The sequence below is a fragment of the Streptomyces sporangiiformans genome (assembly GCF_005768555.2).
Classification (GTDB): domain Bacteria; phylum Actinomycetota; class Actinomycetes; order Streptomycetales; family Streptomycetaceae; genus Streptomyces; species Streptomyces sporangiiformans.
Genome location: NZ_VCHX02000114.1, coordinates 13,359 through 27,693, shown reverse-complemented (window position 1 = coordinate 27,693; position 14,335 = coordinate 13,359). Strand labels below are relative to the sequence as shown.

Below are 14,335 nucleotides of genomic sequence, written 5' to 3'. Positions count from 1 at the left end.
CCTCCTTACTGATGGCTCAGTTCTCACCGGTTGTCACCAGTCGGTACTGAGCCCGTATCCGCTCGCCGTCCAGGGCCCGGTTCAAAAACATCAGGCTGTCCATGCGGCAGTCGCAGGGATTTCGTTCGGCGGTGTTCTGCGGGAAGCTGCCGCCGATCTTGATGCCCCTGGGGTCGGTGGGCGAGGTTCTGTGCGGCCCCGGTCCCGAGAGGTCCCAGGGGTCGCCGGGGACGGCGTAGAAGCCGTCCAGCCGCTGCCCATCGCGATAGAGCGCCATGGCTCCGGTGTCGAAGTCGAAGGTCGCGGCGAGGAAGACCCACTTGCCGTCCGGCAGCAGGGTCCGCCAGTCCTGGGAGGCGGCGAAGGTCTGCGAGCTCGCCCCGTCGACGCGCCGGCCGAGGGCCACCAGACGCAGTTCGCCGTTCACGTTGATGATTTCCAGCAGCCCACGGACCGCGTGGCCGTCGGAGTCCCCCGACAGCACCCCGGCCAGGCCGACGGCGCCGTAGTAGTCGTCCGGGGCTGCCGTGTTGCTGTTCGGGCTCGGGTTCGGGCCGGTCATCTTGAACCAGCCCATGACGGTGATTCCCCTGACCGCGTTGAAGGCCTTCAGCGTCGGCACGCCGGAAGTCCCGTACACGCCTGACTTCCAGTCGTCGTTGCCCGCCGTGTCCGGGTTCACCTGCCGCACCTGGAGGGAGGTTCGGCTGCCGCGGTGGCCCCCGTCCGCCGTCCGCATCAGCGCCCCGCCGTTGACCAGGTCGATGTCCGTGCGGGAGAAGCCCTGGTCCCGCTCCTTCGCCGGGTTCCCGCGCACCGGGTGCTCGAAGTCGTAGTACGCCGCCAAGTACGGCCTCAGGGTGGGGTGTACGGCACCTTTGTCGGCCCCTGCTTGCGCGGGTGCGGCCGCCACGGCCATAGAGGCGGTCAGGAAGGCGGCGAGAGCCGCGGCGGTGTGCCGTCTGCGTCGCATGAACATTCCACTCGCTCCTTTGCGAGGCCGGTCATGGGCGGGCGTGTCGCGGGGGGCTGTCGGAGGGACGGCGTGTCGGAGGTGCGGCGGGTCCCAGACGCGGCGTGTCGCCGTGGGACGGCCCGGAGGGCGGCATGTCGTGGGCAGGGGTTGTCGTGGCTGGGGATCTGTCGTGGACCGGGGAACTGTCGTGGACCGGGGATCTGTGGTGAGCCGGAGGTGCGCACGTCAGCGGCGCGCGGGCCGGCCTCCGAGATAGAGCTCGCCCAGTTGCGGATCGGCGAGCAACTGCCGTGCCGGGCCGGAGACATGGACCCGGCCGAGGTCGAGGACGCAGCCGGTGTCGGCGGCCTCCAGCGCGCGCCGCGCGTTCTGTTCCACGAGCAGGACGGCGGTGCCCGCGTCCCGCATCCGTACGATCTGCTCGAAGACGATGCCGGTCGCCTTGGGGTCGAGCCCCATCGAGGGTTCGTCGAGGAGCACCACCCGGGGTTTGACCATCAGCGAGCGCGCGAACTCCACCTGCTTCTGCTGGCCGCCGGAGAGCAGCCCGGCCAGGCTCGTCCACCGCTCCCCCACGACCGGGAAGAGTTCCCGCACGAAGCTCACCCGCTCGGCGAGGAGCGCCTTGTCCCGGAGGGTGTAGCCGCCCAGCAGGACGTTCTCGGCGACCGTCATCTCCCGGAAGACGCTGTGCCCTTGGAGGACGTGGGCGACTCCGGCGGCGAGCATCCGCTGCGGTCCGTGGCCGGTGAGGTCCTCGCCGTCGACCAGGATCCGGCCCGCGCGCGGGGCGAGGAGTCCGCTGGCGACCTTCAGGACGGTGGACTTGCCCGCGCCGTTCGGCCCGACCAGGCAGACGATCGCCCCGGCGGGGACCTGGACGGTCAGCCCGCGCAGCACCAGCGCCGCCCGGCCGTATCCGGCCTGTATGTCGTCGAGTTCGAGAAGGATTGCGGAGTCAGAGTCAGACGCCAAGATATGCCCCGAGGACTCGTTCGTCGGACTGGATCACCGAGGGCGGGCCCTGTGCGATCGGCCTGCCGCGGTCGAACACGACGACGTGGTCGCTGAGGCTCATGACCAGGTCCATGTTGTGTTCGACGATCAGGAAGGTCCGCCCCTCGGCGTTGAGTTCGCGGACCAGCTCGCAAATGCGGTCGATGAGCGCCGGGTTGACGCCGCCCGCCGGCTCGTCCAGCAGGACCAGCTCGGGCTCGCTCATCAGCACACCCGCGAGTTCCAGCAACTTCTGCTGTCCCCAGGACAGTTGGCGTGCCTCGGCCCGCTCCAGATGCTCGATGCCCATCCGGGCCAGCCAGCTCCGGGCCCGTTCGGTCTCCTCACGCTTGCCCGCGCCCGCGAGCTGTCCCGCCAGACCGGACGGCCGTACGGCGGCAAGGAGGTTGTCCAGTACGGTCATCCGCGGGAAGACCCGGCACAGCTGGAAGGAGCGTCCGATGCCGGCGCGGGCGATCCGGTGCGGGGGCTTTCCGGTGATGTCGCGTCCGCGGTAGGTGATACGGCCCGCGTCCGCGCGGATCATCCCGGTGACGCAGTTGAAGAAGGTGGTCTTTCCGGAGCCGTTGGGGCCGATCAGGGCGTTGACCTTGCCGTGGTGGAAGGTCACGGTGGCGGAGTCGAGCGCGGTGACCCCGCCGAAGGCCTTGATGAGTCCGACGGTCGCCAGACTCGGCTCAGGCTCAGGTCTGGCTCCCGGTCCCGGTCCCGCTTCCGCTCCCGCTTCGCTCACTGTCTCTCACCTCTTCCGTTCCGTTGCGCTGTCCGCGCCGCTCCCGCAGTTCGGCGGCGGTCACCTCGCGGATGGAGGTCTCGCCGGTCTTGCGGAAGCGGTCCAACAGGGCGGTGGCGGCCGGGATGACCCCGTCCGGCATGAACATCACGACGACGCCCAGCAGCAGCCCCGCCACGACCAGGTGCAGGGGTGTGTCGCCGAATTCGACCTTGGAGTACTCCAGCGCGTACCCGACGATCACGGCCCCGAGCACGGGCCCGTACAGATGGCGTACGCCTCCCAGCAGCGCCATCAGCACCATGTACGCCCCGCTGAGGATCGAGAACTGGAAGACCGGGTCGAGGTCGCCGAACCAGAGCGCGTAGAGCCCGCCCGCCAGCGAGGTGAAGGCGGCGGAGACCACGAACACCACGAGTTTGTACGTGTACGTGGGGGTGCCCAGCGACTGGGCCTTGTCCTCGTCCTCACGGATCGCCTTCAGCCCCATGCCGAACCGCGAGCGGTCGATGATCCACCAGACCAGCAGCGCCGCCGCGAGCAACGCGGCGAAGAGGAAGTAGAAGGTGCGGTGGTGCTCGGCGCGCAGCATGCCGGGGAAGGGCCGTGGTACGACCAGTCCTCGGGATCCGCCGGTGAAGGAGGACCAGCTCTGGAAGACCAGCAGCAGGATGAGGACCAGGGCGATGGAGACGATGACGAAGGAGGCGCCGCGCACGCGCAGGGCGGCGTAGCCGACCGGCACGGCGACGGCGGCCACCAGGACGGCGGCCGTGAACAGGGCGGCGAAGGGCGGGAGTTCGGTCTTGGTGACCAGCAGTCCGGTCCCGTAGGCGCCGAGTCCGGCGAAGCCGCCGTGCCCGAGGGAGATGTAGCCGGTGAATCCGCCGACGAAGTTCCACGAGGTGGAGAGAACCGCGTAGTTGAGGATGGCGATGCCCACGGTGATCTCGTACGGGCTCGGGGCCATGGAGGGGAAGGACAGCACGACGGCGACCACGGCGAGCAGGATGCCGAGGCGCGGCAACCTGCCTGCCCAGAACGGGGTTTCGCCCGCCCGGAGCTGGGTTCCGCCTGCCCGCAGCGAGACTTCGCTCGCCGGGAGCGAGGCTTCCCCTGCCGGGAGCGGGGCTTCAGAATCTCTGGGCAAGCCGCCCCCCGAAGAATCCCTGTGGCCGGAAGGCCAAGGTGGCGAAGAGCGCGACATAGAACACGGTCTGCGCCCAGGTGGTCGAGAGCTCCAGCTGGAGCAGGCTCTGGAGCATGCCCAGCGTCATGGCTGCGATGGCGGCTCCCGGCACGCTGCCGAGTCCACCGACGACGATGATGGCCATCAGCGGGCCGATCCAGTGCCAGTGCAGCGAGGGGTAGATGGTGGTGTCGAGGGCCAGTGCCGTGCCGCCGACGGCCGCCGTGGCGAGGCCGAGCCCGAAGCCGTAGCCGGCGACCCGGTCGGTGTCGATGCCGAGCAGCTGGGCGGCTTCCCGGTGCTGGATGGTGGCACGCAGCGCCTGGCCGAACCGGCTGTGCTTCATCAGCGCGTACAGCCCGAGCAGGGCGAGTGCGGCCATGCCGAACGCGATCAGCTTCACCGCCGCGATCCTCGCCCCGAGGAACTCGAAACCGGCCGAGCTGTAGTCGAGCCGGATACGGCGCTGGGTGCCGCTGAAGACGTACCCGAGCAGTCCTTCGATGACGAGGGCGACCGAGAAGGTGAGCAGCACCGACATCATGGTGAGCGTCGCGGGCCGCAGGCGAGTGAGGAGCAGCCGCTGCATGGCGACGCCCGCGGCGAAGAACAGCGGCACGGTGACGAACAGGGTGAGAAGCGGGTCCACACCGGTCTCCCGGTGGGCGTACCAGGCGAGGTAGGCGGCGAGGATCAGGAAGGCGGAGTGGGCGATCATCACGACGCGCATGACGCCGAAGTAGAGGGTCAGGCCTGCCGCGAGGAGGGCGTAGAGCCCTCCCAGCAGCACACCGAGGACGACGCTCTGGAAGACGAGGCTCGCGGAGGGCACGCCGGCCTCACCACTCCGGCTTGGGGTAGATCAGATCGGCTTCCTTCTGTTGCTCGGGGAGCACGATCTGGATCTCTCCGTCGACCCATTGCTGGATCATGTGCGCGCTCTGCGGACGGCCCTTGTCGTCCCACTTCAGCGGTCCGACGACGGTCTCCACCTGGTGGCCGCGCAGCCACTCGACCATCTTGCCCTGGCATTCGGGGTCCTGGGAGGCGCAGTCGGCGGCCTTGACCGCCGCCGCGACCACCTGACCCGTGGTGTAGGCGTTGGCCTCGTCCTCCTCCGGGGCCTTGCCGAACTGCTTGGTGTACTTCTCCACGAACTCCTTGTTGCTGGGGTAGTCGCCCTTCTGTGTGTAGCCGGTGGGCGCGAGGATCCCCTCGGTCTTGTTGCCGACGGCCTTCGCGAACTCCGGTTCCGTCGGCGCGGTGGAGAAGGCGGCCATCTTCGGCTGGTAGTTGAGCTGTTGGAGGGCGACGATCAGGTTGACGCCGTCCTGGTACTGCGAACCGCCCACCACCATGTCCGCCTTGGAGTCGGCGATCTTGGCGGCGATACCGCCGAAGTCGGTGGTGTTGGGCGGGTAGACCTCGTTGACGACGGTCTTGATACCGCCCTTTTCCAGTTTCTCCTTGAGTCCGTAGGCCGTTCCCTGGGCGAAGGGGTCGTCCATCGCGGCGTACGCGACCGTCCGGGGACGCTTGTCGGCCGGCAGGGCCAGGATGTATTCGGCCAGGTGGTTGTAGTGGTCGTTGGCGACGGCCGGCGCGGCGTAGAAGAGGTTCTTGAAGCCCTGGTCGAAGACCTCCGGCGCCGCTCCCGCCGGCTCGACGAAGAGCATGCCGTACTCCTCCGCGACGCGCGCGGAGGGGACGACGAGCCGGGTGGAGAAGGGCCCGAAGACCAGGTCCACCTCGTCCTTGCCGATCAGCTGCTCGTAGTCGGAGACGACCCGGTCGGCGTTGGACTGGTCGTCGAGAATCTTCAACTCGACCTTGCGGCCGAGGAGTCCGCCCTTGTCATTGACGATCTTCGCCCAGGCCTTGTATCCGCGCTCGACGCCTTTGCCGGGTTCGGAGAAGTCGCCGGTGAGAGGCAAGGAGACGCCGATCACGATGGGGTCGTCGGGTGAGTCCTCGGAATTGGAGCCGCCGGAGACGCAGCCACTGGCGACGAGCACCAGGGCGAGCGTGCCGACGGTGATTCCCCCTTGCAGACGGTGCGTTGTTCTCATCGAATGGACACCCCTCGTCGGCTGGACCGCCTCATGGGTTGGCCGGATAACGTGGTGCGTGAAAGCGCTTTCAGCGACGCTTTCGTCCTATGTAAGCCGTGTCAGGGTGGTCTGGACAACAGTCGTGCACGGAGAAATTTGGCCTTCGCTTGACCAGTTTGGTGCCCCGCCCGCCCGGCGGCGGCCCGCTCGCTCCCCCTCGGGCGGGGTGGCGGGACCGTCACCATCCGCCGGGGCCGCCTCGAAGTTGACGGCTCGACAGCGTTCGGGGGGCGACGTTCCGTCGGCGGAGAGCTGAGCTGCCACGGACGGATCCGCGCGCGTTGGCACGAGGTTGTGCGGACGGACCGGTTACGCCCCTGAACTGGGACGTTCCGATTGCGCGCACACTACGGAGACGGGGGGACGGCGGCCGCGTCCGCGGTCAACTGCGCCTGTCGGCCGACAAGTCCTCGACCTCGCGGGTCAACACAAGAAAACGCGAAGGGCTGACGTGGCAACGATGACCCGTACGGTCCTCAACTCGCGGGGAGCGGGCCCGCGCTGCGGACCGGAGCCCGTACCGGCCTGAGTCGTCCTTCACCGGAGCGTGGCCGGACCGGAGCCCGTACGGATCTGATTCATCCGACCTTTGAGTGACCGGACCTGAGTCCGTACGAACCTGGGTCTCTGACCGTTTGTCTCACAGGGCCTGAGCCCGTACAGCCCGGGCGAGGCCTGCGGCGCCGCGCCGAAGGTCAGGCGGCGTACTCGTAGAATCCGTGGCCGCTCTTGCGGCCGAAACGGCCCGCGGCGACCATGCGGCGCAGTAGCGCGGGCGGCGCGTAAAGGGGCTCCTTGAACTCCTCGTACATCGATTCCGCCACGGCCTGGGCGGTGTCGAGCCCGATGAGGTCGAGAAGGCGCAGAGGGCCCATGGGATGTGCGCAGCCGAGCTCCATGCCGCGATCGATGTCCTCGGCGCGGGCGGATCCGGACTCGACCATCCGCACCGCGGCGAGCAGGTAGGGCACGAGGAGTGCGTTGACCACGAACCCCGAGCGGTCGGTGGCCTGGACGACCTCCTTTCCCAGGCACGCGGAGGCGAAGGCGCTCGTCCGGGCGACGGTGTCCGGGCTCGTGGTGAGGGCCGGGATGACCTCGACCAGGGCCTGCACCGGTACCGGGTTGAAGAAGTGCATGCCGATGACCTGAGTGGGCCGCTGTGTGGTCACGGCCAGGTCGACGATGGGTATCGACGAGGTGTTGCTGGCGAGGATGGCCTGGGGATCGGTCACGACGCGGTCAAGGGTCTTGAAGATGCCGGTCTTGATGTCACGGTTCTCCGCGACGGCCTCGATGACGAACTGACGATCCGCCATGGCGTCGAAGTCGTCGGTGACGGCCAGGCGGGCGAGCGCGGCGTCCCGCGCCTCCTCCGTGATCTTGCCGCGGCACACACCGCGGTCGAGGGAGACCTCGACGCGTCGGCGGCCGGCCCGGGCTGCTTCGGGGGAGGACTCGGCGACCAGGACGTCGGTGCCGCCGAGTGCGGCGACTTCGGCGATGCCGGAGCCCATGAGGCCGCAGCCGACGACGCCGAGGCGGGAGACGGTTTCCATGTGATGGCCCTTGCGGTGGATGGTTGCTGTGGAGTTGATGGGGGTGGTGCCGATCAGTGGTGCAAACGGACAGGGTGTCGCGCGTGTTGCCAGGTGTTTTGGGCCGGCGCCGTCATGAGCCGGCGACGTCGAGCGGGCGGGGCTGCCGGTAGGGCTTCACCGCGCGGCGCGCTATGGCGAACCGGTGTGTCTCCGAGGGGCCGTCGTAGATCCGGAACGGGCGCACCTCCCGGAGCAGGCGGGCCAGCGGGGCGTCGGCGGCCGAGATGCCGAGCGCTCCGCAGATCTGTACCGACCGGTCGACCACCCTCCCCACCGCCTCCGCGACGAAGGTCTTGGACACCGAGGTGAGCTGCGCGGCCGCGGCGGAACCGGTGTCCAACTCCCAGGCGGTACGCAGAATCAGGGCGCGGCTCGCCTCGATGTCGATCTCGGAGTCGGCCAGCATCTGCTGCACCATGCCGAGGTCTCCCAGCACGGAGCCGAACGCCGTCCGGCTGCCCGCCCGCTCCAGTGCGACGTCCTGAGCGCGGCGGGCCGCTCCCAGCCAGCGCATGCAGTGCGTCATACGGGCGGGGCCGAGCCGGACCTGGGCGTTGTCGAAGCCGCGGTCCACCGCGCCGAGCACCTGCCCCTCGCCGACCACGCATTCCTCGAAGACGATCTCGCTGTGCCCGGCGAAGAGCCCCTCGTCCAGGGTTTCGATGTCCCGGACGATGCGCATGCCCGGGGTGCCGGCATCGACCAGGAACATGGTGGCGCCGCCCGCGTCGCCGGGGCTGCCGGAGGTGCGGGCCATGACGATGGCGAAGTCGGCTCCGTTGGCTCCGCTGATGAACCACTTGCGCCCGTCGATGCGCCACCCGCCGGGTACCCGGGTCGCGGTGGTCCGCAGGGAGCGGGGGTCGGCGCCGGCTCCCGGCGCCGGTTCGGTCATCGCGAAGCAGGACCGCGACTCGCCGGCGGCGAGCGGGCGCAGATAGCGCTGCTGCTGCTCCTCGGTGGCCACCTTCTCCAGCAGGTGCATATTGCCCTCGTCCGGAGCCGCGCAGTTCAGGGCCAGCGGTCCGAGCAGCGAGTACCCGGCGGCTTCGAACACCACCGCCTGCCCGCGCAGGTCGAGCCCGTGCCCGCCCCACCGCGCCGGCACATGCGGCGCGAACACGCCTGCCTCTCGGGCGCCCTTCTGCAGAGCCCGGCGCAGCGCCTCGGGGGCGTCGTGCACGGAGCCGCCGCACTCGCGCTCGGCAGGGATCACCACTTCGCGTACGAACGCCGCGGTGGCCTCGGCCAGCCGGGCGACAGGCGGATCGACATCGAACTGGACAGGCATGGTTCCTCCCCGCCACGGGCGTACGGGCATCGGTGCCCGTCGCGACCCTAGAAACTGTACAACGTCTTCAGTATCTTGCCTCTGTGACGCTCGGCAACCACGAGAGAAGACCCCTGTGAATCATCAGCCGGTGGATACCGAGCCGGTCCGGGTCGTCCGGCATCCCGACGGAGTCGTCGAGCTGAGGCTGGACGATCCCGGGCGGGGCAACGCCCTGGACCTCCGGACAGCCGAGGCGCTGCGGGACATGACCGCCCAGGTGGCCGCCGACCCCGGCGGCGCGGTCCTGCTGCGGGCCACGGGAGCCAACTTCTGCGTGGGCGGTGACCTGCGCTCTTTCACCGGCCTGGGCGCGAAGACCGGTCCTTATGTGCATGCCGTGGCGACCGCCGCGCACGCGGCGGTGCGGGCTCTGCACGAGCTGCCGGTGCCCGTGGTGGCCGCCGTGCGCGGCGCGGCGGCGGGCGGCGGCATCGGTCTCGCTCTCGTCGCCGACCTCGTCCTGGCCGCCCGGTCGGCGCGGTTCCGGCTGGCGTACACGGCGATCGGGCTCTCGCCGGACTGCGGGGCCTCGTGGTTCCTGCCGCGCCTGGTGGGCCCCCGGCTGGCAGCGGATCTGATCCTGACGAACCGGGTCCTGACCGGCGACGATGCCGAACGCCACGGCCTGATCTCCCGTACTGTCGGCGACGACGAACTGGACGAGGCCGCCTACCGGACGGCCGCCGAGCTCGCCGCCGGGGCCGGTGAGGCGCTGCGCGCCTCGAAGAGCCTGCTGTGCGACGACGACACCAGGGGCGACCTGCGCCGTCACCTCGCCGAAGAGGCGCGGCTGATCGCCCGCCTGGCGGACGGCCCGGAGGCACAGGCCCGCATGGCGTCGTTCCTGACCTCCCGGAGCCGCGCGGCGGTGGCCGGCGGCGCGACCGGAGCGAGTCGACCAGGACGCCTGACCGTGCCGGGGAAGCCCGGCCCGGAGCCGGAACCCAAAAGTGTTTCTTGATTCCCTCTTCACTAACAGACCCACCGGAGCGTAATCTCCGGGCAACACAGAACCGAGGAAGAGGTGTGGCGATGCAACCTGCTGCCGTGACCGGGTCGGACGCTGTCGACGAGACCCTCACCGAAGCCGTTGTCGACCTCGTTCTGCGTGGCATGTGGCGTGGCGCCCCCGAGTCCGAGCACCGCCCTCTGGTGGACGCCGGGCTGGCCATGGCGAAAGGCCCGATGGTCCTGCCGACCGAGCGCGCCAAGGCCACCGCGGCTCAGCTCCTGCGGGTCCCCGCGGGATCGGAGCAGGAGGAGCGGATCACCGCGGTCTACGAGGCGTTTCTGCCGGTCAACAGGAAGATCCGCGAGGTGTGCACGGCATGGCAGTGCCGCCCCGACGGCAGCGCCAACGACCACACCGACACCGTCTACGACGCCGAGGTGCGCGAGTCGCTGGAAGATGTGCACGAGGCCATTCAGCCCGTGCTGCGCAGGCTGGAGCGGGTGCTCGCGGGCAGCGGACGCTATATGACCGGCCTGGACGAGGCGCTCGACCGCTTCGACGACGGCGCGGTGGAGTGGCTGGCCTCGCCGCTGTGCGACTCGTACCACACGGTGTGGATGCGGCTGCATCAGGAACTGCTGCTGGTTCTGGGGATCAGCCGGGCGCAGGACGAGGTTCTCGAAGAGGAACTGGTCCGAAGGAGCCGGGGTTGAGCACGACCGACGGCCGCTCCGGCGCACTCGCACAGGCACACACGCCCGTCGCACAGGCACCCACCCCCGGCCACACCTTGGTGCCCTACGGCCAGGGCCGGATCCGGGGGCTGGACGCCGGTGAACTGGGCACGCACGGAATCGCCATGGACCGGCTCGTGGCCCTCGGCCTCCCGGTGGTCCCCGGACTCACCGTGCCGGCCGGTTCGGCCGACTCGCTGTGCGAGCCGGAGACCGCCCGGGCCGCCCTGGAACTCGTCGAGCAGCTGTCGGGACGGCAGATCGGCGACCGGGGCAGGCCACTGCTGCTGCGTCTGTCGGCGAGCGCGTCGACAGAGGTCGCTGGGCTGCCGCCCGACCTCGCCTGCATCGGCGTCACCGCGGCGGACGCCGATGACCTGTGCGCCGTGATCGGCCGCGAGGAGGCGCTGTACGAGGTGTGGGCGGCCACCGTCCGGATGATCGCCGAGTACGCCCTCGACGTGCCCGGCCCGGAGCTCGACGACGCCCTGCTCGACGCGCCGGAGCCGAAGGCCCGCGTCGACGCCCTGCTCTCCACGATCGCCCGGCACGGCACGCGCCCTTACCCGGACGATCCGGCGGAACAGCTCGCGCTCGCCGCCCGAGCGGTACGAGGACGGTGGGCCTCGCCCCGGGCCAGACGCTCCCGCAAGGCTCAGCGGCTCCCCGCCGACATGGCCCTCGCCCTGCACGTCCAGGCCGTACGCATCGGGCCGTCGGACCTCTCCGGCTACGGCACGGCGGTGAGCCGGCACCCCGACAGCGGCCGCTTCGCACCGCAGGGCTCCTTCTTCCGCGGTGTACGCCGCAGCGCGCCGCCCCCGCACACCGGGGAACCACTGGAGAAGATCGGCGGGGGCACCACACTGCTCGAGCACTCTCTGCTCACCCTCGAACGCCATCTGCACGCCCCGGTCTCCGTCGACTTCGAGGTGCGCGACGGCGAGGTCTCGCTGCTCGCAGCCTCGGCTCAGAGCCGCCCGCCGCTGCGCGCCTCGGTGTGCCTGGCCGCGGATCTGGCCGGCGACGGGACGCTTGGCCCGGAGGAGGCGGTACGCCGTGTCGGCCCCGCCCAGGTGCAGGAACTGCTGCACCCCCAGCTCCGGCTGACCGGCGCGGAGGAACTCCTCGTGCAAGGGCTGCCCGCCTCTCCCGGGGCCGCGGCCGGCGCGATCGTCCTGTCCAGCGAACGCGCCCTCGAACTGGGCGCGGCCGGCACGCCCGCCGTCCTGGTGGCGCACGAGACCACTCCGGCCGACGTCCCCGGCATGCTGGCCGCCTCCGCGGTGCTGACCGGCAGCGGCGGCATCGCCTCGCACGCCGCGGTCGTGGCCAGGGGGGCCGGCAAGCCGGCGGTGTGCGGCGCCGAGGGCCTGCGGGTGGACCCAGTGGCCGGGACGGTACGGATCGGGGACCGGTTGCTGAGCGAGGGCGACCCGGTCTCCCTCGACGGCCGCACCGGGGCCGTGTACGCGGGGACGCTCCCGGTCACCCTCGCCGACCCGCCGCCGGAGCTGTCCACGCTGCTGGAGTGGGCGGACGGCGTGCGGCGCCTGGGCGTACGCGTGAATGCCGACACGGCGGCGGAGGTGAACACCGCCGTCGCCCTGGGCGCGGAGGGTGTCGGCCTGTGTCGCACGGAGCACCAGTTCCTCGGCGACCGGCTGCCACTGATCCGGCGCGTGATCCTGGCCGCCGACCCGGACGCCCGCACCGAGGCGCTGCTCGCCCTGGAGCATGCCCAGCACGAGGACTTCCGGGCGCTGCTGTCCGCCGTCGGGGACCGACCGGTCACCGTACGGCTGCTGGACGCGCCGCTGCACGAGTTCCTGCCCCCGCCCGGAGAGGCAGGCGACGCCGCGACCGAACAGCGGGCCGACGCCCTGCGCGAGGCGAACCCCATGCTCGGGCTGCGCGGAGTGCGCCTGGCCCTGCTGCACGAAAGGCTCTACCCGGCACAGGCCGAGGCGCTCTTCGCCGCCTGGGTTGACGTTGCCGCCACCGGAGTCCGCCCCGAGCTGGAGGTGATGATCCCGCTCGTCAGCCTGCCCGAGGAACTGGCCGCCGCTGCCGCGTACGTGCGGGGCGCCGCCGAGGCGGTCGCCGCCCGCACCGGTGTGACGGTCCCGTACCGGCTCGGCACGATGATCGAGACACCCCGGGCCGCACTGATGGCCGCCGAGCTGGCCGAACACGCCGAGTTCTTCTCCTTCGGCACCAATGACCTCACCCAGCTCACCTATGGATTCTCCCGGGACGACGTCGAGCGCCAGGTGCTCGCCTCGTACCTGGACCGCGGGTTCCTGACCGCCAGTCCGTTCGCCCGGCTCGACCCGCACGGCGTGGGCGCCCTGGTCGCCCTCGCCGCCGAGCGGGCCAGGCTCGTACGCCCTGACATCAAGCTGGGCGTGTGCGGTGAGCACGGCGGGGACCCGGAGTCGATCGCCCTCTGCGACGAACTGGGCCTTGACTACGTCTCCTGCTCCGCGCACCGCGTGCCGGTCGCCCGCATGGCGGCCGCGCACAGTGCCCTGCGAGAGCCGGAGCGGCGCAGCGAAAGCGAGACCGTGTCATGACGAGCACCGTGCCCCGTCCCGTCAGAGAGGCAACCGAGGTCTCGACCACCTCAGCTGTCTCAGCAGCCTCCGAAGTCTCGGATGCCGATCTGAACGACCTGCGCGAGACCGTGAGGGTGGTGTGCGCGGATGCCGGCGGCACCGCCGCGGTGCGCCGACTGCCCGAGCACTCACCCGGCATCGACGCCGGGCTGTGGGACACCCTCGGCCGTCAGGTCGGCCTGGCCGCCCTAGGCCTGCCCGAGGCTGCCGGAGGTATCGGCGGCCTCGCCGAGATCGCCGTGGTCTGCGAGGAACTGGGCCGGACGCTGGCGCCGGTGCCGCTTTTGTCCTCCACCGTGCTCGCCGGGCAGGTGCTGGCGAACTGCGGTACGGCCGACGAGGCGCTGGCGGATCTGGCCGAGGGCGCGGTGCACGCCCTCGCGGTGGCGGCACCCGACGGCACCTGGCGGCCTGACAGCGTGCCGGTGGCTGTCACCTGGCAGGGCGGCGCCCCGGTGCTGGACGGGACCGCGCCGTTCGTCCTCGACGGCGCCGATGCCGAAGGGCTGGTGGTCGCGGCCGTCGGAGCCGACGGTGTGGACCTCTTCCTCACCGGCCCGGGCGAGCCGGGGGTGACGGTCCGCCGGGTGCCCACTCTGGACCTCAGCCGCGGGCAGGCCGTGATCTCCTTCTCCGGCGTGCGGGCACGGGCCCTGACCGCCGGGGGCGAGGGAGCGGATCTCGTCAGCCGTGCCCTCGACCTGGGCCTGGTGGCCCTGGCCGCCGAGCAACTGGGCGGCGCGCAGGCCGCTTTGGACATGACCGTGGCCCACGTACGGGACCGTACCCAGTTCGGCAGGTCCCTCGGCAGCTTCCAGGCGGTCAAGCACACCTGCGCCGAGATGCTGCTCCAGGTCGAGGCCGCACGGTCGGCAGTGGTACGCGCCGTCCGGGCGGCCGAATCACCCGAGGCGCTTGCTGAGGCGGCCGCGGTGGCGCAGGCGTGGTGCGGCGAGGCGTTCGTGTTCGTCGCCGGCGAGTGCGTGCAATTGCACGGCGGCATGGGCTTCACCTGGGAACACGACGCGCACCTGTACTTCCGGCGTGCCCAGTCCGACGCCGTCCTNGGGC

Annotated in this window: 11 protein-coding genes and 1 pseudogene; 4 read left to right on the top strand and 8 right to left on the bottom strand. The window is 70.8% G+C overall.

Going from position 1 to position 14,335, the window contains the following annotated elements; genetic code table 11:
- Positions 1 to 16: 16 nt before the first annotated feature.
- From FGD71_RS14025 to FGD71_RS13990, 8 genes are all read right to left on the bottom strand, one after another.
- Positions 17 to 973, bottom strand: a complete 957-nt coding sequence (locus tag FGD71_RS14025) for a LamG domain-containing protein (RefSeq protein ID WP_181359198.1) — start codon at positions 971 to 973, stop codon at positions 17 to 19.
- 228 nt (positions 974 to 1,201) lie between these two features.
- Entirely contained in the window at positions 1,202 to 1,951 is a 750-nt protein-coding gene (locus FGD71_RS14020; RefSeq protein ID WP_138043896.1) for an ABC transporter ATP-binding protein, read from the bottom strand.
- On the bottom strand, positions 1,941 to 2,726 hold the full coding sequence (locus FGD71_RS14015) for an ABC transporter ATP-binding protein (RefSeq protein ID WP_181359197.1): 786 nt from the start codon (positions 2,724 to 2,726) through the stop codon (positions 1,941 to 1,943). Before FGD71_RS14015 ends, FGD71_RS14020 begins: the two co-directional genes overlap by 11 nt.
- Positions 2,677 to 3,876, bottom strand: a complete 1,200-nt coding sequence (locus FGD71_RS14010; RefSeq protein WP_219925789.1) for a branched-chain amino acid ABC transporter permease — start codon at positions 3,874 to 3,876, stop codon at positions 2,677 to 2,679. The genes FGD71_RS14015 and FGD71_RS14010 overlap by 50 nt, the downstream gene beginning before the upstream one ends.
- On the bottom strand, positions 3,860 to 4,747 hold the full coding sequence (locus FGD71_RS14005; RefSeq protein WP_119100767.1) for a branched-chain amino acid ABC transporter permease: 888 nt from the start codon (positions 4,745 to 4,747) through the stop codon (positions 3,860 to 3,862). Before FGD71_RS14005 ends, FGD71_RS14010 begins: the two co-directional genes overlap by 17 nt.
- Positions 4,748 to 4,754: 7 nt before the next feature.
- Positions 4,755 to 5,984, bottom strand: coding sequence for an amino acid ABC transporter substrate-binding protein (locus FGD71_RS14000; protein WP_119100766.1), 1,230 nt, complete (start codon positions 5,982 to 5,984; stop codon positions 4,755 to 4,757).
- A 737-nt stretch (positions 5,985 to 6,721) separates the two neighbouring features.
- Complete coding sequence (locus tag FGD71_RS13995) at positions 6,722 to 7,585, bottom strand: 3-hydroxybutyryl-CoA dehydrogenase (protein ID WP_119100765.1); 864 nt, start codon at positions 7,583 to 7,585, stop codon at positions 6,722 to 6,724.
- Positions 7,586 to 7,697: 112 nt separating this feature from the next.
- Positions 7,698 to 8,918, bottom strand: coding sequence for an acyl-CoA dehydrogenase family protein (locus FGD71_RS13990; protein ID WP_119100764.1), 1,221 nt, complete (start codon positions 8,916 to 8,918; stop codon positions 7,698 to 7,700).
- Between the two features lie 130 nt (positions 8,919 to 9,048).
- Between FGD71_RS13990 and FGD71_RS13985 the strand changes: the two genes are divergently transcribed.
- From FGD71_RS13985 to FGD71_RS13970, 4 genes and pseudogenes are all read left to right on the top strand, one after another.
- A complete protein-coding gene (locus FGD71_RS13985) occupies positions 9,049 to 9,921 on the top strand; it encodes an enoyl-CoA hydratase/isomerase family protein (RefSeq protein ID WP_240436577.1) in 873 nt (290 codons plus the stop codon).
- 86 nt (positions 9,922 to 10,007) lie between these two features.
- Positions 10,008 to 10,625, top strand: a complete 618-nt coding sequence (locus tag FGD71_RS13980; protein WP_119100762.1) for a hypothetical protein — start codon at positions 10,008 to 10,010, stop codon at positions 10,623 to 10,625.
- Positions 10,622 to 13,222, top strand: coding sequence for a putative PEP-binding protein (locus FGD71_RS13975; RefSeq protein WP_119100761.1), 2,601 nt, complete (start codon positions 10,622 to 10,624; stop codon positions 13,220 to 13,222). Before FGD71_RS13980 ends, FGD71_RS13975 begins: the two co-directional genes overlap by 4 nt.
- Positions 13,219 to 14,330 (top strand): annotated as a pseudogene (locus tag FGD71_RS13970) (acyl-CoA dehydrogenase family protein); the annotation flags it as partial. The gene FGD71_RS13975 and the pseudogene FGD71_RS13970, both read left to right, overlap by 4 nt.
- Between the last annotated feature and the right edge of the window lie 5 nt (positions 14,331 to 14,335).